The organism is Nordella sp. HKS 07 (assembly GCF_011046735.1).
Taxonomy (GTDB): Bacteria; Pseudomonadota; Alphaproteobacteria; order Rhizobiales; family Aestuariivirgaceae; genus Taklimakanibacter.
This window is the reverse complement of record NZ_CP049258.1, coordinates 1,206,616-1,227,261: the sequence shown is the minus strand read 5'-3', so window position 1 is coordinate 1,227,261 and position 20,646 is coordinate 1,206,616. Positions and strand designations below refer to the sequence as shown.

The following is a 20,646-nucleotide window of genomic DNA, read 5'->3' as shown; positions in this document are numbered from 1 at the left end:
TTTTTGACCTGCAGATGTCAAGGGGGCGCCCGCAGCCTCGATGTCTGTCGATCCTGCCTCAGAAAGCGAAGCTCGCGACGTATATGACAAACGCCGCGAGTACGATGTAAGGCAGCTTCAGAACTGTGATCACCTGCAGAAGCCAACTGGTCGGTGGCCGCTTCTCCGGCGATATCGCAACCTCGCCTTTGGAAATGAAGTTGCACCAGTAGTTGCATACAAATTCCTCGTCGAAGAATTCGCTGTGACTTCTGTCGTGATAGCGGTCGACAACAAGCGGGGACTGGAAGCCGAAGCGACCGCTGCTGCCATAACCCCAGGTGCTCGCGTGAGCGAAGATTGGCCAGATGTCACGCCAGCCGCAATCGTTGACGACGCGTTGAAGCGGATACTCGGCGCTGTCGATCGGTGGAAGCTGCTCGCGAACCGACTGCCAGTCGAAATCCTGCGTCAGGACAGCACCGCACAGTATCAGGCGATGCAATCTGATATCAGGGTTTCTCTTGAGAACTTGCCCAACCAGGTGAGTGCCAAAACTGTGTGCGATGACAGACACGCGTGTCGTCGTCGGGTCAGCGCTGACTATCCTGATCTTTGATTCCACGCGCCTCAGTGCCGATCGCTTGGCGAATTCGAAAGGCATGAGAAAGCGAGGGAAATCGAAAAAACCGAAACCTGCCGCCACGGGGTTGAGGGTGTGATCATGCGATCTGAATATTCGTTCCGCCTCAGAGAACCACGCCGCCTCAGTTCGAATTCCGTGAACAAAGATCACGACGTGATCGCGTATGACATGCTGCACCCAGCCGCTGGCATTGTCGAACTGACGAAAGAAATCGACGAAGTCGAGATTCTCTTTGAGGCTATCGGCATGCAGGACCACTTCGACATCCAGCGGCTTGCTCAGGGCGTGCAATTGTTCGGTGAGGACTTTTGCCATGATTACGGCGACTTCTTTTGGATCAAATTTTGCGAAGCCCGTGCCCAGCGCGGGGAAGGCAATCGAATTGAGTTCCATCTTGTCCAGCAAGGCTATCGAATTCGCGGAGGCGGGTGACGCCGTGAAATATGTGGGCCTGTTTCTTGAGTTCTCCCGCCGATGTTACGACGACGCTGCCCAGTTTGTGCTTGCCAACCTTGCCGGCCAACTCGGTGCTAATTCCGTCGCCGGCCGCCTGCCTGATGGCCTTGGATACGCCACTACGCATCGAGAAATGATCATCGTCCGAGCTGACCAGAACATCAGCCTCGGAGTCGATGATGTCGCCGATCCTCAAAGTGACGGTTGATTTTCCGATGGTGTATTTCTGGCCGTTGGTAGGCATGAACACCTCTCAGAGGAGGCAAATCGTTCGATTTGCTCAGTGAAATGTCGAAACTCCTGACGCGGTCGGTAGCTTTCGTTTGGGCAGAGCAGCGAGTTGAATTCCGCGACAGCCGAAGCGATCGGAACGCACATTCAGGTCCATGCCAATAACCAAGTATGTTTGCTATGTGCAGCGAGAGCTCAAAGATATACCCGCCGCACAAGGCTTACAAAGCAAATGCAGAAGCATGTCTACCGGAGGGCAGGTCGCGCTAATCCATGCGCGGCAGCCCCGGGCCGCCGACGGGCAAGGTCGGGATTGAACTGTCGAAGCCGGCGATCATTGGCATGGCCTTGTTGATGGCGGCGCGCACCTGCGGAAGGCTCAAGGAGGATTTATGGCTCGCCTCATTGTCCCACACTTCGGTGATCCAGATCGCGTCGGCATCGGCGGGATCCTTGGCCACGACATAGCTGAGGCATCCAGGCATCGAGTCGATACCGTCAAGCAGTATGGCGAGGAGGTCAGCGCGCTGGCCGGGCTTTGCCCGCATCTTTCCGATCAGACCATACATGAGCGGCTCCTTTCCGGCGATCATGTCCGGGCGATGGGTGTCTGTCGAGCCCACTGTCACATTAAGAAACAAACGCTTGTTTGTTTAATCGACTATGCTAGTGTCGGCCGCGGAGAAGGCAAAGCCCTCAGCCCAGCGTGGGAGAATGCATGGCTCGGACCCGTGGATCCGTCGGCGCCGAAACCGAGAAGGCCATCCGCAAGGCCGCCGTCGAACTGATCGCCAAGCATGGCTTTGAAGCCATGACCCTGCGCGATCTCGCCGAGCATGTCGGGCTCCAGCCCGGCTCGATCTACCGCTATATCGCCACCAAGGATCAGATGCTCGTCGACATCATGGCGGAGCATATGGAAGCGCTCATCGCCGCCTGGCGTGCGGCCGACCGGCCCGACGCCAATCCGCGCCTCAGGCTCGAAGGCTTCGTCGATTTCCATATCCGCTATCATTTCGAGCGGCAGAAGGAAGTGGTCATCGCCAATCTCGAATTGCGCAGCCTGACGCCGGACGCGCGCCGCGCCTGTGTGGCCTTGCGCAAGACCTATGAATGCGAGCTGCGGTCCATTGTCGAGGTCGGCATAGAGCAGGGAGTGTTCGCGCCAACCGACAGCGGCATCGCCACCAACGCGATCATCTCGATGCTGACCGGCGTGTGCTTCTGGTACAGCCCGAAGGGCAGGCTTGCGGCCGACGAGATCATCGCCATTCACAAGCGGCTGGTGCTCGGCGGTCTTTCCGGCACAGCACGCGGCGAAGCCAAGATCATCCCGCTTTCAGCGGAACGCAACTGAGATGAAGAATGAGGAGGCCAGCATGGATCACTCGATAACGGAGGCACACCATGCCATCCCGGCGCCGGATGGCTATCATGCGATGCCGAGGCTGCGTCGCCGCTTAAGCGAGATTCGCTCCTATGGCTATCGTCCCACGGAGGCCAAGCTCACCGGCCAGCAACTGCTGATCGCTCAGCTGACCGCGCTTGGCCTCGCCAACAAGGAGATCGCCTATCTCGCCGACATTTCGGAAACGACGGTGAAGGCGCATATCAGCGCCGCCTTGCGCAGCCTCAACCTGAAGCGCCGCACCCAGCTCTGCCGCTATATCTTCGAAGGCAGGCTGCTCGGGGGTGAGTAACGCCCCCAATATTGACTTTGCGTAAATTATAGCCGAGGAGAGAAGAGGGCGCTCGGGGACTTTTCTAATGCCGGTCAATCTTCTCACGCGGGACGACGATGACTCCTCGCCTGGCGGCGATGTCATCGAGCCGGGCCACGAGACCTATGACAAGTTTCGGAAGGTCTGGAACGGCACTGTCGACAAACGGCCCGCGCTCATTCTGCGCGCCCGGAGCGTCGCCGATGTCAAAGCCGCCATCGGTCTTGCCCGGGAACGCCACTACCCTCTGGCGGTACGCTGCGGAGGCCACAGCATTCCCGGCTTTTCAACCTGCGATGATGGAATCGTGCTCGATCTCTCACCCATGAACCGCGTCTCGATCAATGCGGCCGACCGCATGGCCGGGGTCGAGGGCGGAGCATTGCTCAGCGATCTCGATCGAGCGGCCTATCCGCACGGGCTCGTGACGCCGGCCGGTGTCATTTCGCATACGGGCGTCGCCGGACTGACCTTGGGCGGCGGCATGGGCTGGCTCAGCCGGCGCTTCGGTCTGACGATCGACAGCCTGGTTGCGGCCGATGTCTGCCTCGCGGATGGACGCATGATCCGTGCGAGCGCCGAGATCGAACCCGATCTCTTCTGGGCGCTGCGCGGCGGCGGGGGAAATTTCGGCGTCGTCACCAACTTCATCTTCCGGCTGCATCGGCTCGGCGACGTGCTTGTTGGCCGCTGGGAATATCCCGCACAGCAGATGCGCACCGCGCTCCAGCGCTATGGCGAACTCGCGGCGTCTGCCCCGCGCCAGTTGAGCACGAGCTTCGCCGCGACATCCGCGAGCTTGGGGGTCACGGCCTTCTGGTCCGGCGAGCTCGATGGCGCCGAAGCCGCGATCGCCCGTTTCGGCGCCCTTGCTTCCGGAAGCGAGGGCAGCATGGGAGGTACGACCTATCTCGACCTGCAATCGCGCAACGACAATCATGTGAGCTGGGGCAGGCGCTATTATGTCAAGGGCGGGTTCCTGAACACGCTCGATAATGCTGTTATCGACTGCATCGGAGACTACGTCGGCAGCGCTCCAACCCGCGATTCGGAGGTCTACGTGCTGCAGCTCGGCGGCGCGGTCGCGGACATAAATGAGGCGGATACGGCCTATTCCGGCCGCTCAGGCGCCTACTATTGGCTGGTGCAGGCTATCTGGGACGACATGGCGGACGACAAAGACTGCCTGTCCTGGGGACGCGACGCGGCGCGGCGGCTCGCCGGTTTCTCGGCAAGCCGCAACTATGTCAATGAACAGTCGGACACCGGCGTGTCATTCGTGAAACAGGCCTATGGCGAGGAAAAATACAAGCGACTCGCGAAGCTTAAGTCATTTTATGATCCGGCCAATCTGTTCCGCCTGAACCAGAATATCACGCCGGGCTAGAGCAATGTGCCAAAGCTCATGTCTTCGGGCTCGATCAAAGCGAGGAAGGCCTTGCACAGATCACTGTCATGCCAGCTGGCGCATATGGCCTTGGCACGCTCGCCGCTCTCGGCGAAGGCGAGATCCATGAACAGGCCGTCATCAAGTTTGACGAGATGCTGGCGCCGCCAGCCGGACTTCCGGGCGAGATAGAAGTCCACCATCGCCAGATGCGCGGCGCGCATCGCCTCTTCGCTGACGCCGGGCTTCAGCCGGAAGCGGCCCAATTCGATGCCATTGCCGGTGAAGATCGGTTGCGGCTGGGCCTCGTCCATCAAATAATGATCCATCCCGGACAGGCTTTCGATCGAGGCGCAGAAGCCGGCAAATTCGTCTGCGGTGCCGACCTTGTCCGCCGCGGCCCGCGCCTCCTCTAGGCTGCGCCAGATGAGGAGATCGACTCTCTGCGCCGGATCGGCAGTCCCGTGGAAGGCCTGCCAGGCGATGAATCCCGAAAAGGTTTCCAGGCGCTTGCGCGCTTCGCTGCGCGCCGCGTCCGCCGCGCGCGGGCCGGTGACGCGATAAGTGACGATCTCATAATGAAGATGGGACATTGCGAGTTCCTTCAGTGATACCTCCCGATAGCGCTTCGCCCCTGACAGTTTTCGTCAGGGTCGCGGCTTAGGGATGAGGCATGCGCACCCTTCGCCTGTTCTCCCTTCTCGACCGCCTTCGCGCCAGCCGCGATCCCATCGCGGCCGAAGCACTGGCGCGCGAGCTCGATGTCTCTTTGCGCACCATCTATCGCGACATGGCGAGCCTTCAGGCCATGGGGGCGCCGGTACGCGGCGAATCGGGCATCGGCTATCAGATCGAGAAGGGCTTTTTCCTGCCGCCGCTCAGCTTCGACCCCGATGAGCTCGACGCCATCACTCTCGGCATGCGCCTCATCGCCGCGAAAGGCGACGGTCAACTCGCCGAAGCCAGCCGGCGCGTCGCCGCCAAGATCGGAGCCGTGCTCAGCAGCGATCAGAGCGAGCGTTTCGCCAATTCACCGCTTCTTGCCGTCACACGCGGCAGCGCGGAAAACCGCAAAAGCGAGGCGCATCTCAGCGGACTCCGGCAGGCCTTGCGCGAGCGGATGTTCGTCATGCTGCGCTATGTCGATCTCAAGGAGCGGGAAAGCCTGAGACTGTGCCGGCCTCTGGGGCTCGTCGCCTTCGATGATGTCTGGGTGCTCACGGCATGGTGCGAGGCACGCGCCGATTTCCGCAATTTCCGCGTCGACCGGCTTCTCTCCTTCGAGGCGACAGGCAAGCGCTTCCGCCCCGAGCGCGGCAAGCGCTTCGAGGACTATCTCAAGTCGATGCGCTGAGCTGCTGCTTCTTGCGCGCATAATAGCGCCGCGCCTTGGTGCGGCTGCCACAGAGGCCGGCGATGCACCAGCGCTTGTTGGCATTGCGGGTGCGGTCAATGAACAGCCAGCCGCAATTACCGCAGACCCGCACGCGCTTGGCGTCGGGCGAGAAGGCGAGCGCCATCGCCTGATGCAGGATGGTGGACAGAAAAGGATCGCGGTCGCGGTTCAAAGTCTCGGCGTAGAGGGATACCAGCAATGGCCAGCCGGTCCCGGCGCGAAAGAAACCGTCGATCGCCTCGCGCACCTCCACACAGCGATCAACTGACGAAACCGGAGAGGGCAGGTCGCCGAAAGCTGCCCATGCCGCGAGATTCTCAGGCGACCGGCCGCGGTCCTGCTCGCGGCCGGACTGGCCGCGCCAGACCACCATATTGGCGAAATCGAGTGCCGCCTGGCGGTTGATGAAATGATGGTCGTGCCAGTGGAAGGCTGTCATCGTTCCAATTGACAGAATAGGGGCATCGCGTCATTCTTACTAGCAAACCATGGTTAGCTCGTCAAAATGGATTGTCAGTTTCCTTGCCGGAGCAGGAGCGTCCATCCTCTTCGCCGAGCCGGCTTTCGCCGACAGCACCGTCAGGTCACTCGGCTATGCGATCCAGCAGCTCGTGAATGCCTGTCTGGTCGGCGCACTCTACAGCCTGCTCGCGGTCGCCTATGCGCTGCTCCACGGGATCACCAACCGGATCGTGCTGTCCTTCGGCGATTTCGCGACCTTCGGCGCCTTCGGCACGATCTACATGATGCTGCTGATGCTGGCTTCCGGCTGGCAGGCGGGGCTCGCCATCGGCATCGTCTTCCTGATCGCCACCACGTCCGCCGCTGCGCTCAGCGCCATGGTGCAAAAGTCGGTGTTTACGCCTCTGGTGCGTTCGCCCACCCAGGCGATCATGATCGCCTCCATCGGCATCTCGATCGCGCTGCAGGAGAGCCTGCGCGTCCAGTCCGGCGGGCGCGAGCAATGGCTGCCGCCTATTTTCGCCAGTCCTCTGGTCAATGCCGATTTCGACGGGTTCAACGTGCATATCACCGGAATGCATATTCTCATCCTCAGCATAGCGGCGGCTCTTCTCATCGGACTCACCCTGGTATTGACGCTGAGCCGGGCGGGGAGGCTATGGCGGGCCTGCTCGCAGAATCTGGCGCTGGCCCAGCTTTGCGGCATCGACACCAACAGGGTTCTCACCTGGACCGCCGCGGCGGCAGGCGGATTCGCCGCCGTCTCCGGCTGGATCATCGCCATCGGTTATGGTGGCGTGAGCTTCTATATGGGGCTGGTGCTCGGCCTGAAGGCGCTGTTCGCCACGATCATCGGCGGCTTTGGCACGATCGGCGGCGCGATAGCGGGCGGCTTCCTGCTTGCCGGCATCGAAACCTTGTGGAGCGCCTATTTTCCGATCGTCTATCGCGACGTCGCGGTGTTCCTCTTCGTCATTCTGGTATTCGTGATCAAACCCGATGGGCTGTTGGGCGTCGATCTCAGACGCGACAGCGAAGCGTGAGGTGTTTCCATGATGTCGCGCAGGCTCCTTCCTCTAGCCTTTGCTGTCCTGCTCGCCGGCTGCGGCGAGGACCCGAACAGCCCCTATCTGAGCTTCGCCGGCGGTGGCTTCGTCTTCAACTACCGCAATGCCGAGGCATTCTACGGCTTCGTCGCCAAGCCGCTCAGGACCCTGCCGGAAGGTGGTGCGATCGAGGCTCAGTTCGAGGTGCCGGGCAGCGCCGAGCCAGCGACGGTGACGGAAAAGGTCGTCACGGGTCAAATCCGATATGCGTTCCAGTCACCCAATCTCACCGGGATCAAGGCCAAGCGCCCCTACAAGGCGGTCATGCGTCTGCTTGACGTCCAGGGGAAGGAAATCGCCCGCTATGAACAAGATTTCCATTCGGATATCGACCAGTCGAGCTTGCCGGACCAGCCTTTGGTCGTGGGGCCCGGTTACCAGAAAAATCCCGATCTCAAGCCGGGCACGCTTGACTGAACCGCTCGCCGCCCAAGTTGCTCGCTTCAGGCGATAAGGCCGGGCGCCGAAGAAATTGCGCTTTGAGCCATTTGCCAAGTCTATCGAAAGACTTGACCAAGGCGGATGGCACTTTAAGCCGCGCCTTATTCCTGTAGCTCTTCTGTCGCAATGCTTCTAAAGGATGGCGTCGAAAAACGCTTTTCGATGGAGTTTCGCGATGTCGCCGCATGATCCCCTGGTCGCCCTGATACGCACGACGGAGGGGAAGGTTAAAGGCGAGCGGGAAAAGCTGTTGACGCGGCTGCTGCTCGAGAAGGCGCCGCCCGAAGACCTCCAGGATTATCCGGCCGCCGATCTGGGGCATCTGGTGTCGGACCGCATGGCCTTCCTGGCCGAGCGTAAGCCCGGCCGCACCAAGATTGCGGTGAGCAATCCGGAAGCGCCCTTCGGGGCCGTCACGATGGTCGACATCCTTAATGACGACATGCCGTTTCTGGTCGATTCGACCATCGGCCTCCTGACCGAACGCGGTTATGACGTGCGCCTGGCCCTGCATCCGGTTCTGTCGGTGAAGCGCGACGGATCGGGTAAGCTCACGGCTCTCGAGGCAAAGCCTGGTTCCGACGCGCACGCCATGCGCGAAAGCTTCATGCATATCCACCTGTCGCGCATCAACGCTGATGAAGCCTGGGCGCTGGAGGAAGATCTCAAGGCCGTCTTCGCCGACGTGCGCGTCGCGGTCTTCGACTGGCGCGCCATGCAGCAGCGCCTGCGCGAGGCGATCGCGAGCTATCAGAAGAATCCGCCGCCGCTGCCGATCGAGGAGCTGACCGAATCTATCGCCTTCCTCCAGTGGCTTCTCGACAATCACTTCACCTTCCTCGGCATGCGCGAATACAAGTTCGAAGGTGGCGCCAAGAAAGGCGTGCTCGAGCCGATCGCCGATACGGGCCTCGGCATATTGCGCCAGCCGGAGATCGAAGTGCTCAAACGCGGCAGCGAAGCGGTTACGATATCGCCGCAGATCCGCGAGTTCCTGATGCAGCCGGCGGCGCTCATCATCACCAAATCCGACATGCGGGCCAACGTCCATCGCCGTGCGGCCATGGACTATATCGGCGTCAAGCTCTTCGACGCCGAGGGCGATCTGTGCGGCGAATTGCGCGCCATCGGGCTCTTCACCTCGTCCGCCTATACGCAAAATCCCAACGAGATCCCGTTGCTGCGCAAGAAATTGCAGCAGGTCGTGCAGGCGTCGGGCTTCTCGCCTTCCGGCCATTCCGGCAAGGCGCTGGTCGCGGTGCTCGAAGGCTTCCCGCGCGATGAGCTGTTCCAGATCGACGCCGACGTCCTCTCCGACATGGCGCAAGGCATATTGCGTCTCGAGGAGCGGCCGCGCACGCGCCTCTTCGTGCGGCGCGACAAGTTCGACCGCTTCGTCTCGGCTTTCGTGTTCATCCCGCGCGATCGTTTCGATTCCGATGTGCGCCGCAAGGTCGGCGAGATTCTGGCCGAAAGCTTCGATGGGCGGGTGGCGAGCTTCGCGCCGTCCTTCGGCGAGGGAACGCTGGTGCGTGTGCATTTCATCGTTCTGCGCAAACCCGGCAAGGACCCGAAACCCGATCTCGTCGAAATGGAGCAGCGCATCGTCGAGGTGGTGCGCAATTGGGACGACCGGCTCGAAAGCGCGCTGATCGCGGCGGGCGCGGACCAGGCCCGCATCGCGCGCTGGCGTTCCGCCTTCCCGCCCGGCTATCGCGATTCGACCGATCCCAAGGCCTCACTCAAGGATATCGAAGAGATCGACGCCCTCGCCGAACGTGACCGGATTGGCGTCGAATTCACGCGCTCGGCCGCGGACGGCCCGCGCGATCTTCATTCACGGCTCTATCATCAGGGCGACGCCATCGCACTTGGCCGGCGATTGCCCATTCTCGAAAATCTCGGCCTGCAGGCCATTTCGGAAACGACCCACATATTGTCTCCGGGCTCGGCCGCCGGCCGTAAGCGCGCCGTCATCCACGACGTGCTACTGCAGGCGCCCGCCAACGCATCGATCGACAAGCCCGAAATGCTCAAGGCGCTGGAGGAGGCTTTCCTCGCGGTATGGACGGGCATGGCCGAGAATGACGGCTTCAACGCGCTCACGCTGCGCGAGGGGCTTTCCTGGCGCGACGTCTCGCTGCTGCGCGCGCTCGGCCGCTATATCCGCCAGTCGGCGGCGTCGTTCTCGCCCGACTACATGGCGCAGACTTTGGTCAAATATTCGCCCATCGCGCGCCAACTCGTCACGCTGTTCTATGCCTTGTTCGACCCCCGGTCGCAGAGCGACAAGGCCGCCGAAGTTGCCCGGGACAAGATCGAGAAGGCGCTCGTCGATGTCTATAATCTCGACGAGGATCGCATCATCCGGCGCTATGTGAATCTGGTCAGCGCGCTGCTGCGGACGAATTTCTTCCAGGACGCCAAGACCGACGGGGAGCCGCCGCTGATCAACTTCAAGATCAATTCCAGGCAGGTGGAGGGCATTCCGGAGCCCAAGCCTTTCGCCGAAATCTTCGTCTATGCGCCCGATGTCGAGGCGGTGCATCTGCGCGCCGGCCCCATCGCGCGCGGCGGCCTGCGCTGGTCGGACCGGCCAGAGGATTTCCGCACCGAGGTACTGGGCCTCGCCAAGGCGCAGAACGTGAAAAACGCGGTGATCGTGCCGGTCGGCGCCAAGGGCGGCTTCGTGCCGAAGCGGCTCAAGGTGGGCGACAGCCGCGAGGCCATCCAGGCGGAAGGGGTGCGCGCCTATAAGCGCTTCATCTCGAGCATGCTCGACATTACCGACAATCTGAAGGGCGACGAGGTGGTGCCACCGCAGCAGGTGGTGCGGCGCGACGGCGATGACCCCTATCTGGTCGTCGCCGCCGACAAGGGCACGGCGACCTTTTCGGACACCGCCAACGCCATATCGGCCGGCCACGGCTTCTGGCTCGGCGATGCCTTCGCTTCGGGCGGATCGGCGGGCTACGACCATAAGAAGATGGGCATCACCGCAAAGGGTGCCTGGGAGGCGGTCAAACGTCATTTCCGCGAGATCGACGTCGACATCCAGACCACGCCCTTCACCGTCATCGGCGTCGGCGACATGTCGGGCGACGTGTTCGGCAACGGCATGCTCCTGTCGCGCCAGATCAAGCTTCTCGCGGCCTTCGACCATCGGGACATCTTCATCGATCCCAGCCCGGACAGCGAGACATCGTATAAGGAGCGCGAGCGGCTCTTCGCTTTGCCGCGGTCGAGCTGGCAAGACTACGACAAGTCGATCATCAGCAAGGGCGGCGGCGTTTTCGCGCGCTCGCTCAAGGCCATTCCGCTTACGGACGAAATCAGGAAGCTCACCGGCCTCGCCGGCGACAAGGCGACACCGCAGGAGCTGATGCATGCGCTGCTGACGGCGTCCGCGGATCTCCTGTGGTTCGGCGGCATCGGCACCTACATAAAGGCATCGAGCGAGACGCAGGCCGACGCCGGCGACCGCGCCAATGACACGCTGCGCGTCGATGCGAGTGAGCTCAAGGTGAAAGTGATCGGCGAGGGCGCCAATCTCGGCGTCACCCAGAAGGGCCGCATCGAATACGCGCTCAATGGCGGGCGCATCAATACCGATGCGGTGGACAATTCCGCCGGCGTGAACTCGTCCGACATCGAGGTCAATATCAAGATCGGCCTGTCGCGGGCGGAGGCGCAGGGCCGGCTCGGGCGCGAGGAGCGCAACAAGCTCCTGGCCGAGATGACCGACGATGTCGCGGCCCTCGTGCTGCGCAACAATTATCTGCAAACGCTCTGCCTGTCGCTGGCGCTCGAGCAGGGCACCACGGAGAATTCCTACGCCCTGCAATTGATGCAGCGGCTGGAAAAATCGGGCGAACTCGATCGCAAGCTCGAGGCGCTCCCCAGCGACACGCTCGTCATCGAGCGCGATCTCAAGGGCGGCGGCATGACGCGACCCGAGCTCGCGGTGCTCATGGCCTATGCCAAGATCTCGCTGTTCGGCGAAATCATCGGCAGCGACGTGCCGGATGATCCCTATCTGTCGCGCGAGCTCAAGCGCTATTTCCCCAAGGCGATGCAGGAACGCTACGCCGAGGACATCGAGAATCACAAGCTCCGGCGCGAGATCATCGCCACGATGCTGGCCAACAGCATGATCAATCGCGGCGGCCCGAGCTTCATCGCCTATGTCATGGGCGAGACCAGCGCCGGCCCCGCCGATATCGCCGCCGCCTATGCGGCGACGCGCGACAGCTTCGATTTCGTCGAGCTCAATACGCTCATCGACGGGCTCGACGCGAAAGTGCCGGGCGGGTTGCAGAACAAGCTCTATGCCGGGTTGCAGCTGCTGCTGCGCTGGACGACCGTGTGGTTCCTTCGCCATGAGAAGCTCGATGATGGCCTGCAGCAGCTCATCGAGCGCTATCGCGACGGCCTTGCCAAGGTCGCGGCGGTGCTCTCCAAAGCCGTCCCGGCGGCCGATCTGGAGGCCATGCATGCCCGCCAGAGCGAGCTCGAGAGGCACGGCGTGCCCGCCACGCTCGCCGCCAGGCTGGCAAGCCATCGCTTCCTGCAGCGGGCGCCCGACATCGTGAAGATCGCCGAGCGGACGGGCGCGGACATCGAGACAGTGGCGACCGTGCTGTTCGCGACCGCATCCGAGCTCGGTGTCGAAAGACTGATCGAGGAAGGCAATGCGCTCAGGGCCCGCGATCTTCTCGAGAGGCAGGCGATCAACCGACTGCGGGCCCAGGTGTTCGAGAACCATCGCGGCATTGTCACCAGGATCGTTCAGAGCAAGATGAGCTGGCCGGACTGGCGGGCGAAGAACGAAGCCCGCGCCAGCGCGGTCATCGAGAACATGGATACGATCCTGGCGAGCAAGCCGTTCGACATCGCCCGCTATGCGGTGGCGCAGGGCACGCTGGCCGATCTGGCGATCAGGTGAGGCCCGGTCGTCGCGGTCCTTATTCCACCCTGACGGCGGTCCCCGCCGCCGTCACCATCAGCATGCTACCATTGGAGCCGATCGTCTCGTAATCGAGATCGACACCGATCACGGCATTGGCGCCAAGCGCTGCAGCCTTGTCGGTCATTTCGCCGACAGCGGTCTGGCGCGCGTCATTCAGCACCTTCTCATAGGCGCCGGAGCGGCCGCCGACGAGATCGCGGATCGAGGCGAAGAGGTCGCGGAACAGATTGGCGCCGAGGATCGCTTCCCCGGCCACGAGGCCTTTATATTCGACGATACGGCGGCCTTCGATGGCGTTGGTCGTGGTCACAAGCATGCTTACCTCCGCGCGCGGGATGCGAAAAAGTGGACACCGGTTTTTCGCAATAATCCCGCGCTGTAATAGAATCGATCACGTTTATGAGTTTGGATTGGTACAATCCAAACTCATCGTGATCTATGGCACCCCTAATTAGGGAGCCCGGAGGTGGGTTTCCACTGCGTCTTGCCTTTTGGTCGCCTCGGGCCTATATGAGGTCAACTTAGGTTCACTCACATAGCTAGAGTTATGAGGGTGGGTCCCAGCCGGGGCCCGCCTTTTTTGTTACCTGAAATGACCGATCAGAGACTGACACGTGAGACAGGGCCCGCTCTGCGGGTGGCAAAACTGGTCGAGCCGGTGCTGGACGGGCTCGGCTTCCGCTTGGTGCGCGTCAAGATGAGCGGATCGACCCTGCAGATCATGGCGGAGCGCCCCGACGGCAGCTTCACCATAGATGACTGCGAGCAGGCGAGCCGCGCCATAGCGCCGGTGCTCGATGTCGAAGACGTCATCCCGAGCCGCTATTTCCTCGAAATGTCCTCGCCCGGCATCGACCGCCCGCTGGTGCGCCAGGAGGATTTCGAGCGCTGGGCCGGGCATGAGGCCAAGATCGAAATGCTCGTGCCGCAGGCCGGGCGCAAGCGCTTTCGCGGCGTCCTCGAAGGCTTCGCCGATGGCGAGGTTCGCCTCTTCATCGACAATCCGGAAGGGGGCGCCGAGAAGCTTCTGATCGGTGTGCCCTTTGCCGATATCGGCGAGGCCAAGCTTATGCTCACCGACGCCCTGATCCAGGCGGCGAAGGCGCGCAAGTCCGGTGAGGCCGTGGCCGACGGCAGCGATTGGACCGAAGACGACGAACCAGCAGACGAACAGACAACGGATTTGGACGACAGGAGACAGTGACATGGCCGAAGCCGCAGTAAGCGCCAACAGGCTCGAACTTCTACAGATCGCCGACGCGGTCGCGCGCGAGAAATCGATCGACAAATCGGTGGTGCTGGCCGCCATGGCGGAAGCCATCCAGCGCGCGGCGAAGTCGCGCTATGGCGCTGAGAACAACATCCAGGCCGAGATCGACCCGCGCACCGGCGAGACACGCCTCAACCGTCTTCTTCTGGTGGTCGAGAAGGTCGAGAACGAGGCGACCGAGATCAGCCTCAACGAAGCGCAGCGCCGCAACCCGGCGGCGACCATCGGCGACCAGATCGCCGATCCCCTGCCGCCGATCGAATTCGGGCGCATCGCCGCCACCAACGCCAAGCAGGTGATCGTGCAAAAGGTGCGCGATGCCGAGCGCGAGCGCATGTATGACGAATACAAGGACCGCATCGGCGAGATCGTGCATGGCTCGGTGAAGCGCGTCGAATATGGCAATGTGATCGTCGATCTGGGCCGCGGCGAAGCGATCGTCCGGCGCGACGAGACTTTGCCGCGCGAGACCTTCCGCCCCGGCGACCGCATCCGCGCCTATGTCTATGACGTGCGCCGCGAGCAGCGTGGCCCGCAGATCTTCCTGTCGCGCACCCATCCTGAATTCATGTCGCGTCTTTTCGGCCAGGAAGTGCCGGAAATCTATGACGGCGTCGTCGAAGTTGTGTCGGTCGCCCGCGATCCGGGCTCGCGCGCCAAGATCGCGGTGCGCTCGAAGGACGGGTCGATCGATCCGGTCGGCGCCTGCGTCGGCATGCGCGGCAGCCGCGTCCAGGCGGTGGTCAATGAACTGCAGGGCGAGAAGATCGACATCATCCCATGGTCGGCCGACGTCGCCAATTTCGTTGTCAACGCGCTCGCTCCCGCCGAAGTGGCGAAGGTCGTGCTCGATGAGGAGGCCGAGCGCATCGAGGTCGTCGTTCCCGACGAGCAGCTCTCGCTCGCCATCGGCCGGCGCGGCCAGAATGTGCGGCTCGCCTCGCAGCTTACCGGATGGGATATCGACATCATGACCGAAGCCGAGGAATCCGAGCGCCGGCAGAAGGAATTCGCCGAGCGCACCCAGCGCTTCGTCGAAACACTCGATGTCGACGAGATCCTGGCTCAGCTGCTCGCTTCCGAAGGTTTCGCCACGGTGGAGGAGATCGCCTATGCGGATCTCCAGGAGATCTCGAGTCTCGAAGGCCTCGATGAGCAGACCGCCCAGGAGTTGCAGACCCGGGCGCGCGATTATCTCGACAAGATCACCGCCGAGCAGGATCAGCGGCGCAAGGATCTGGGCGTGGCTGATGACGTCGCCGAGGTCGACGGCGTCACGCTGCCGATAATGGTGGCGCTGGGCGAGGCGGACATCAAGACGGTCGAAGATCTCGCGGGCTGCGCTACCGACGATCTCGTCGGCTGGACCGAGCGCAAGCCGGGCGAGACCGTCAAGCACAAGGGTGCCTTCTCCGAGCTCGAGGTGTCGGGGGCGGAAGCCGAAGCCATCATCATGGCGGCGCGCGTCAAGGCCGGCTGGATCGAGAAGCCGGCTGAGATCGTTGAAGAGGTCGACGCGGAGGTACAGGACACTTGAACCCAACCGCGGCCGAGGCAGAAGAGATTGTGGTCGAGCGCATGTGCATCGTGACGAGAGAGGTCATGGATGAGGCGCAGCTCATTCGCTTTGTGCGTGGTCCCGATGGGGGAGTCGTTCCGGATCTCAATCGGAAATTGCCGGGGCGAGGTGTCTGGGTGGGCTTAAGCCGCGCCCGGGTCGCCGAGGCGGTGAAGCGAAAAGCCTTCGCCCGCGGATTGGGCGAAGGCAGTGCCGCTACGGAAGATCTGCCCGAGCAGATCGGGGGGCTTCTCCGCAAGGCCGCTCTCGCTTATATATCGCTGGCAAAAAAGGCTGGCGAGGCGGTCGCCGGAGCCGTTAAGGTCGAGGAAATGTTGGCAGCCGGGCGGGCGCGGCTTGTCATCCACGCAAAAGAAGCAGCCCAGAACGGCCGGCAGAAGATCGACAATCTTTCGGGGCCAGGTGTGGAGACGATGGGTTTCTTCACCTCGAGCGAATTGGATTTGGCCTTTGGCCGGACAAATGTGATACATGCGGCGGTGGCCAAGGGGGGGCTTGCGGAAAAGCTCCTTCAAGCGACACGTCGCATGGAAGTTTATGAAGCCTAGAGGGCTTTCCGAGCCTTTCCCGCCCGGGCCGACTTGACCCGGGCGGGAAAGGCTCTATAGCCGACGCAGACTGGCAAGGACGAATGACGGATACGAACGATAGCAATGATCGCAAGCTTGGCGGCGCCGGACAACAGGGCCGCACCCTGAGCATGCGCCGTCCGGTGGAGCAAAGCCGGGTGAAGCAGAATTTCTCCCATGGCCGCACCAAGACCGTGGTCGTCGAGACGCGCCGCAAGCGTCCCGGTGGTCCCGGCGGCAAGGAAGAGGATCAGCGTCCAGCGCCCGAGACCAAGCCGCAATTCCACGCCCAGCCGCGTGTCGCGCCCTCGCATGATCGGCCGCGGCAGAGCGATCAGCAGCGCTCAGGCGTGGTGCTGCGCACGCTGACGCCGGAAGAGAAGGAGGCGCGTGATCGCGCTCTCGCCGACGCGCGTCTGCGCGAGGCCGAGGAGCGTAAGCGCCAGGAGGCCGAGGCTCTGCGCCGGCGCGAGCAGGAAGACCGCGAGCGCAAGGAGCGCGAAGCCGCCGAACGCCGCAAGGCCGAGGACGATGCGCGTCACCGCTCCGAGGAGGAGGGCCGCAAGAAGGCTGAGGAAGCGGCCAAGAAGCTTCCCGCCCAGCGCCCGCCTCAGACGGCAGAGAGCGAAGAAGCCAAGGTCAAGCCGCGCCCGGGTCTGGGCGTCAAGCGCGAGGTTAAACCGCCGGCGCCGACGCGCACCAAGAATGATGCGGAGAAGCGCCGGGGCAAGCTGACGCTCTCCAACGCGCTCGACGAGAATGACGACCGCGCACGCTCCATCGCCGCCTTCCGCCGCCGCACCGAGCGCCAGAAGAAGCAGGCGCAAGGCTTCCAGATGCCGACGGAGAAGATGGTACGCGAAGTCACGATTCCCGAGGCGATCACCATCCAGGAACTGGCCAACCGCATGTCGGAGCGGGCCGTCGACCTGATCAAGCTTCTGATGAAGCAGGGCCAGATGCATACGATCAACGACGTGATCGATGCCGATACGGCCCAGATCATCACCGAGGAAATGGGACACCGGGTCCGTCGCGTCGCCGAAGCCGACGTGGTCGAGGGCCTGGCCGGCGATGCCGATGCCGCGGAGACACTCAAGCCGCGCGCTCCCGTCGTCACCATCATGGGCCATGTCGATCACGGCAAGACGTCTCTGCTCGACGCGATCCGCAAGACCAATGTGGTCGCGGGCGAGGCCGGAGGCATCACCCAGCATATCGGCGCCTATCAGGTCGAGACCAGGAACGGTCTCGTGACCTTCATCGACACGCCGGGCCACGAGGCCTTCACCTCGATGCGCGCCCGTGGCGCCAAGGCGACGGACATCGTCGTGCTGGTGGTCGCCGCCGATGACGGTGTCATGCCGCAGACGGCGGAAGCCATCAATCATGCGCGCGCCGCGGAAGTGCCGATCATTGTGGCGATCAACAAGATCGACAAGCCGCAGGCCAATCCCAATCGCGTCCGCACCGGGCTACTCCAGCACGAAATCGTGGTGGAAAGCATGGGTGGCGAGGTGCTGGAAATCGAAGTGTCGGCGCTCAAGGGCACCAATCTCGACAAGCTGCTCGACACCATCCTGCTGCAGGCGGAAGTGCTCGATCTCAAGGCCAATCCCGATCGTGAGGGCTCCGGCATCGTCGTCGAAGCGCAGCTCGACCGCGGCCGTGGTCCGGTCGCGACCGTTCTGGTCCAGCGCGGCACGCTGCATCTGGGCGACATCTTCGTCGCCGGCTCCTCCTGGGGCCGGGTGCGCGCCCTCATCAACGACAAGGGCGAGCATGTGAAAGAGGCCGGGCCGTCGGTTCCGGTCGAGGTGCTGGGCTTGAACTCGGCGCCGGAAGCGGGCGATCAGTTCGACGTCGTCGCAAACGAGGCGCGGGCGCGCGAGATCACCGATTATCGCGAGCGCAAGCGGCGCGAATCGCGTGGCGTCGCCAGCGGCCGCGCGTCGCTCGAGCAGATGATGTCGCAGCTCAAGGAAGGTGCCCGCAAAGACTTCCATATCCTCGTCAAAGCGGATGTGCAGGGCTCGGCGGAAGCGATCGTCCAGGCGCTGGAGAAGATCGGCAATGAAGAGATCGGCGCCCGCGTCATGCATTATGGCGTCGGCGGCATCAGCGAATCGGACGTGCAGCTGGCTGCCGCGTCGGGTGCGGTGATCCTCGGCTTCAATGTCCGCGCCAACGGCCAGGCGCGCGACGCGGCCGAGCGCGAAGGCATCGAGATCCGCTATTACAACATCATCTACGATCTGGTCGACGACATCAAAAAGGCGATGTCGGGCCTGCTCGCGCCCACTCTGCGCGAGACCTTCCTCGGAAATGCGGAGATCCTCGAGATCTTCAACATCACCAAGGTCGGCAAGGTCGCCGGCTGCCGGGTCACCGAGGGCTCGGTGCAGCGCGGCGCCAAGGTCCGCCTCATCCGCGACAACGTCGTCATCCACGAAGGCACGCTGTCGACGCTCAAGCGCTTCAAGGACGAAGTCAAGGAAGTGCAGGTCGGCCAGGAATGCGGCATGGCCTTCGAGGGCTATCAGGATATGCGGGCCCGCGATGTCATCGAATGCTTCCGTGTCGAGAAGGTGCAGCGGACGCTGGATTAACCCAATTCGTCATGGCCGGCCCCGACCCGGCCATCCAGGCTCGACGCCATGCACCCGCTGCACGGACGGGCTGGATGGCCGCCTCAAGGGCGGCCATGACGAGTTGAGAGCGCTGCGCGTCCCGATTGGGAGATCTTCATCATGACCTCATCCAAAGCTCCCTCACAACGCCAGCTGCGCGCCGGCGAGCTCATACGCCACGCTCTGGCGGAGATCCTGTTGCGCGGCGAAGTTGGCGATCCCGAGCTCGACCGTTTCGGCGTCGGCGTTCACGAAGTGACGATGTCGCCCGATCTGCGCATTGCCACCGCCTTTGTCCGCCCGCTCGTCGACGGCCAGAACGAGAAGGCTCTCAAGCTGCTCGCCAAGCACGCCCGCTATATGCGGGGCCTGCTCGCACCGCGTCTCGACATGAAGTTCATGCCGGAACTGCGCTTCCGCATCGACACGGCGCTCGACTACGCCGACAAGATCGACAGGCTCCTGAAGGACCCGGTCGTGGCGCGCGATCTTCCCGAGAAGAAGTGAACAAGCGTCAGAATATCCATGGCTGGATAGCCCTCGACAAGCCGGAAGGACTGGGATCGACCCAGGCCCTGGCCAAGGTCAAGCGGCTGTTCAATGCCGCCAAGGCCGGCCATGGTGGCACCCTCGATCCCCTGGCTTCGGGCCTCCTGCCGATCGCGCTCGGAGAGGCGACCAAGACCGTGTCCTGGGCCATGGACGGGCACAAGACCTATCGGGTTCTGATCGAGTGGGGCGAGGCGCGCACCACCGATGACCGGGAAGGCGAGGTCTGCGGTCGCTCGGCTCATCGCCCCGAGACCCGTGATATCGTCGCCAATCTCGCCCGGTTCGAAGGCGAAATCCTGCAGACGCCCCCCAAATTCTCGGCGATCAAGGTCGGGGGCGAACGGGCCTATGATCTGGCCAGGGCCGGGGAAGAGGTGGCCCTCTCGGCCCGGACGGTGCAGATCGATAAAATCGAGCTCCTGGCCCAACCGGACCCGGATCATGCTGAATTTTCAGTCACTTGCGGGAAGGGGACGTATATCCGCTCGCTCGCCCGCGATATGGCGGAGGCGCTCGGCACGCTCGGCCATGTGGCGCGCTTGAGACGCACCGCGGTCGGACCGTTTACCGAAGGTGATATGATTTCGCTGGAAAAGCTGGCTGAACTGAGCCATAAGGCGGCCGGCGACAACGCCATGGAAGGGGTTCTCCGACCCATCGAGACCGTGCTGGACGGCATCCCGGCACTGGCCGTGAAGGACGCGGAGGCCCAACGCCTGAGACAGGGCCAACCAGTTCTGCTCAGAGGCGCAAGCGCTCCCATCGCACAAGATGCGGTTCTCGTTATGTGGGGTCGAAGACCCCTCGGGATCTGCTCTATCGAAAAGGGCTCGCTCAAGCCGAAGCGTCTTTTCAATCTATAACCACCATTTGGAGATGACCGAATGACTATGACTCAGGAGCGCAAAAACGCTCTCGTTAAGGAATATGCCACCAAAGCCGGCGACACCGGCTCGCCCGAAGTCCAGGTCGCGATCTTGACCGAGCGGATCAACACGCTCACCGACCACTTCAAAGCCCACAAGAAGGACAATCATTCGCGCCGCGGCCTCCTCAAGATGGTCAGCCAGCGCCGCGGTCTGCTCGACTATCTCAAGAAGGTCGATGAAGGGCGCTATCAGTCGCTGATCAAGCGCCTCGAGATCCGCCGCTAGAGCAAATCCCGCCAAAGTTGAAGACTTTGGCGATAAGGATTTGCTCCAACATATTGATTTGGTGCGAATCCTTTTCGGCGACTTGATTCCACGTCGCC

20 protein-coding genes are annotated in these 20,646 nt (G+C 62.6%); 14 read left to right on the top strand and 6 right to left on the bottom strand.

Going from position 1 to position 20,646, the window contains the following annotated elements:
• Positions 1 to 58: 58 nt before the first annotated feature.
• The 3 genes from G5V57_RS05895 to G5V57_RS05885 all read right to left on the bottom strand — a co-directional run bounded on the left by G5V57_RS05895 (position 59) and on the right by G5V57_RS05885 (position 1,881).
• The gene (locus tag G5V57_RS05895) at positions 59 to 1,018 is read right to left on the bottom strand and encodes a hypothetical protein (RefSeq protein WP_165166623.1); all 960 of its coding nucleotides are present in this window, start codon (positions 1,016 to 1,018) and stop codon (positions 59 to 61) included.
• Positions 963 to 1,325 carry a macro domain-containing protein gene (locus G5V57_RS05890; protein ID WP_165166622.1) on the bottom strand — a complete coding sequence of 121 codons (363 nt, stop codon included), beginning with the start codon at positions 1,323 to 1,325 and terminating at the stop codon, positions 963 to 965. Before G5V57_RS05890 ends, G5V57_RS05895 begins: the two co-directional genes overlap by 56 nt.
• 253 nt (positions 1,326 to 1,578) lie before the next feature.
• Positions 1,579 to 1,881 carry a putative quinol monooxygenase gene (locus G5V57_RS05885; protein WP_165166621.1) on the bottom strand — a complete coding sequence of 101 codons (303 nt, stop codon included), beginning with the start codon at positions 1,879 to 1,881 and terminating at the stop codon, positions 1,579 to 1,581.
• Between the two features lie 149 nt (positions 1,882 to 2,030).
• On the opposite strand from G5V57_RS05885, the gene G5V57_RS05880 reads away from it, so the two are divergent.
• From G5V57_RS05880 to G5V57_RS05870, 3 genes are all read left to right on the top strand, one after another.
• Complete coding sequence (locus G5V57_RS05880) at positions 2,031 to 2,669, top strand: TetR/AcrR family transcriptional regulator (RefSeq protein ID WP_165166620.1); 639 nt, start codon at positions 2,031 to 2,033, stop codon at positions 2,667 to 2,669.
• A gap of 22 nt (positions 2,670 to 2,691) precedes the next feature.
• Entirely contained in the window at positions 2,692 to 3,012 is a 321-nt protein-coding gene (locus G5V57_RS05875) for a response regulator transcription factor (protein ID WP_165166619.1), read from the top strand.
• 67 nt (positions 3,013 to 3,079) lie between these two features.
• A complete protein-coding gene (locus G5V57_RS05870) occupies positions 3,080 to 4,420 on the top strand; it encodes an FAD-binding oxidoreductase (RefSeq protein WP_165166618.1) in 1,341 nt (446 codons plus the stop codon).
• Here the strand turns inward: G5V57_RS05870 and G5V57_RS05865 are convergent.
• A complete protein-coding gene (locus tag G5V57_RS05865; protein ID WP_165166617.1) occupies positions 4,417 to 5,013 on the bottom strand; it encodes a hypothetical protein in 597 nt (198 codons plus the stop codon). The genes G5V57_RS05870 and G5V57_RS05865 overlap by 4 nt on opposite strands.
• An 80-nt stretch (positions 5,014 to 5,093) precedes the next feature.
• On the opposite strand from G5V57_RS05865, the gene G5V57_RS05860 reads away from it, so the two are divergent.
• The gene (locus G5V57_RS05860; protein WP_165166616.1) at positions 5,094 to 5,774 is read left to right on the top strand and encodes a YafY family protein; all 681 of its coding nucleotides are present in this window, start codon (positions 5,094 to 5,096) and stop codon (positions 5,772 to 5,774) included.
• On the opposite strand, the gene G5V57_RS05855 is transcribed toward G5V57_RS05860, so the two are convergent.
• Positions 5,758 to 6,255 carry a CGNR zinc finger domain-containing protein gene (locus tag G5V57_RS05855; protein ID WP_165166615.1) on the bottom strand — a complete coding sequence of 166 codons (498 nt, stop codon included), beginning with the start codon at positions 6,253 to 6,255 and terminating at the stop codon, positions 5,758 to 5,760. The genes G5V57_RS05860 and G5V57_RS05855 overlap by 17 nt on opposite strands.
• 49 nt (positions 6,256 to 6,304) lie before the next feature.
• Between G5V57_RS05855 and G5V57_RS05850 the strand changes: the two genes are divergently transcribed.
• From G5V57_RS05850 to G5V57_RS05840, 3 genes are all read left to right on the top strand, one after another.
• Positions 6,305 to 7,321, top strand: coding sequence for a branched-chain amino acid ABC transporter permease (locus G5V57_RS05850; protein WP_165166614.1), 1,017 nt, complete (start codon positions 6,305 to 6,307; stop codon positions 7,319 to 7,321).
• 9 nt (positions 7,322 to 7,330) lie between these two features.
• Entirely contained in the window at positions 7,331 to 7,801 is a 471-nt protein-coding gene (locus tag G5V57_RS05845; RefSeq protein ID WP_165166613.1) for a hypothetical protein, read from the top strand.
• A gap of 199 nt (positions 7,802 to 8,000) precedes the next feature.
• Positions 8,001 to 12,770 carry an NAD-glutamate dehydrogenase gene (locus tag G5V57_RS05840; RefSeq protein ID WP_165166612.1) on the top strand — a complete coding sequence of 1,590 codons (4,770 nt, stop codon included), beginning with the start codon at positions 8,001 to 8,003 and terminating at the stop codon, positions 12,768 to 12,770.
• Positions 12,771 to 12,789: 19 nt separating this feature from the next.
• On the opposite strand, the gene G5V57_RS05835 is transcribed toward G5V57_RS05840, so the two are convergent.
• Entirely contained in the window at positions 12,790 to 13,110 is a 321-nt protein-coding gene (locus tag G5V57_RS05835; RefSeq protein WP_165166611.1) for a heavy metal-binding domain-containing protein, read from the bottom strand.
• A 276-nt stretch (positions 13,111 to 13,386) separates the two neighbouring features.
• Here G5V57_RS05835 and rimP point away from each other — a divergent pair, with 276 nt between their 5' ends.
• From rimP to rpsO, 7 genes are all read left to right on the top strand, one after another.
• Entirely contained in the window at positions 13,387 to 13,998 is a 612-nt protein-coding gene (gene rimP, locus G5V57_RS05830) for a ribosome maturation factor RimP (protein ID WP_165166610.1), read from the top strand.
• Between the two features lies 1 nt (position 13,999).
• A complete protein-coding gene (gene nusA, locus G5V57_RS05825) occupies positions 14,000 to 15,601 on the top strand; it encodes a transcription termination factor NusA (protein ID WP_165166609.1) in 1,602 nt (533 codons plus the stop codon).
• On the top strand, positions 15,598 to 16,191 hold the full coding sequence (locus G5V57_RS05820; protein ID WP_165166608.1) for an RNA-binding protein: 594 nt from the start codon (positions 15,598 to 15,600) through the stop codon (positions 16,189 to 16,191). Before nusA ends, G5V57_RS05820 begins: the two co-directional genes overlap by 4 nt.
• A gap of 83 nt (positions 16,192 to 16,274) precedes the next feature.
• On the top strand, positions 16,275 to 18,821 hold the full coding sequence (gene infB / locus G5V57_RS05815) for a translation initiation factor IF-2 (RefSeq protein WP_165166607.1): 2,547 nt from the start codon (positions 16,275 to 16,277) through the stop codon (positions 18,819 to 18,821).
• Positions 18,822 to 18,962: 141 nt separating this feature from the next.
• Positions 18,963 to 19,349, top strand: coding sequence for a 30S ribosome-binding factor RbfA (gene rbfA / locus G5V57_RS34260; RefSeq protein ID WP_165166606.1), 387 nt, complete (start codon positions 18,963 to 18,965; stop codon positions 19,347 to 19,349).
• Positions 19,346 to 20,257 (top strand): tRNA pseudouridine(55) synthase TruB, encoded by a 912-nt coding sequence (truB, locus tag G5V57_RS05805; protein ID WP_165166605.1) that lies wholly within the window; start codon positions 19,346 to 19,348, stop codon positions 20,255 to 20,257. Before rbfA ends, truB begins: the two co-directional genes overlap by 4 nt.
• A 21-nt stretch (positions 20,258 to 20,278) precedes the next feature.
• Positions 20,279 to 20,548: a 30S ribosomal protein S15 gene (gene rpsO / locus G5V57_RS05800; RefSeq protein WP_165166604.1), complete on the top strand. Its 270-nt coding sequence runs from the start codon at positions 20,279 to 20,281 to the stop codon at positions 20,546 to 20,548.
• Positions 20,549 to 20,646 lie beyond the last annotated feature (98 nt).

Bases quoted from the DNA above. Each gene is read 5' to 3' on its own strand.
- G5V57_RS05850 (WP_165166614.1), top strand. From the start codon at position 6,305: ATGGTTAGCTCGTCAAAATGGATTGTCAGTTTCCTTGCCGGAGCAGGA.
- infB (WP_165166607.1), top strand. From the start codon at position 16,275: ATGACGGATACGAACGATAGCAATGATCGCAAGCTTGGCGGCGCCGGA.
- G5V57_RS05890 (WP_165166622.1), bottom strand. From the start codon at position 1,325: ATGCCTACCAACGGCCAGAAATACACCATCGGAAAATCAACCGTCACT.
- G5V57_RS05875 (WP_165166619.1), top strand. From the start codon at position 2,692: ATGGATCACTCGATAACGGAGGCACACCATGCCATCCCGGCGCCGGAT.
- rpsO (WP_165166604.1), top strand. From the start codon at position 20,279: ATGACTATGACTCAGGAGCGCAAAAACGCTCTCGTTAAGGAATATGCC.
- G5V57_RS05860 (WP_165166616.1), top strand. From the start codon at position 5,094: ATGCGCACCCTTCGCCTGTTCTCCCTTCTCGACCGCCTTCGCGCCAGC.
- G5V57_RS05870 (WP_165166618.1), top strand. From the start codon at position 3,080: ATGCCGGTCAATCTTCTCACGCGGGACGACGATGACTCCTCGCCTGGC.
- rbfA (WP_165166606.1), top strand. From the start codon at position 18,963: ATGACCTCATCCAAAGCTCCCTCACAACGCCAGCTGCGCGCCGGCGAG.
- G5V57_RS05885 (WP_165166621.1), bottom strand. From the start codon at position 1,881: ATGTATGGTCTGATCGGAAAGATGCGGGCAAAGCCCGGCCAGCGCGCT.
- G5V57_RS05880 (WP_165166620.1), top strand. From the start codon at position 2,031: ATGGCTCGGACCCGTGGATCCGTCGGCGCCGAAACCGAGAAGGCCATC.
- rimP (WP_165166610.1), top strand. From the start codon at position 13,387: ATGACCGATCAGAGACTGACACGTGAGACAGGGCCCGCTCTGCGGGTG.
- G5V57_RS05840 (WP_165166612.1), top strand. From the start codon at position 8,001: ATGTCGCCGCATGATCCCCTGGTCGCCCTGATACGCACGACGGAGGGG.
- G5V57_RS05845 (WP_165166613.1), top strand. From the start codon at position 7,331: ATGATGTCGCGCAGGCTCCTTCCTCTAGCCTTTGCTGTCCTGCTCGCC.
- G5V57_RS05835 (WP_165166611.1), bottom strand. From the start codon at position 13,110: ATGCTTGTGACCACGACCAACGCCATCGAAGGCCGCCGTATCGTCGAA.
- nusA (WP_165166609.1), top strand. From the start codon at position 14,000: ATGGCCGAAGCCGCAGTAAGCGCCAACAGGCTCGAACTTCTACAGATC.
- G5V57_RS05865 (WP_165166617.1), bottom strand. From the start codon at position 5,013: ATGTCCCATCTTCATTATGAGATCGTCACTTATCGCGTCACCGGCCCG.
- G5V57_RS05895 (WP_165166623.1), bottom strand. From the start codon at position 1,018: ATGGAACTCAATTCGATTGCCTTCCCCGCGCTGGGCACGGGCTTCGCA.
- G5V57_RS05855 (WP_165166615.1), bottom strand. From the start codon at position 6,255: ATGACAGCCTTCCACTGGCACGACCATCATTTCATCAACCGCCAGGCG.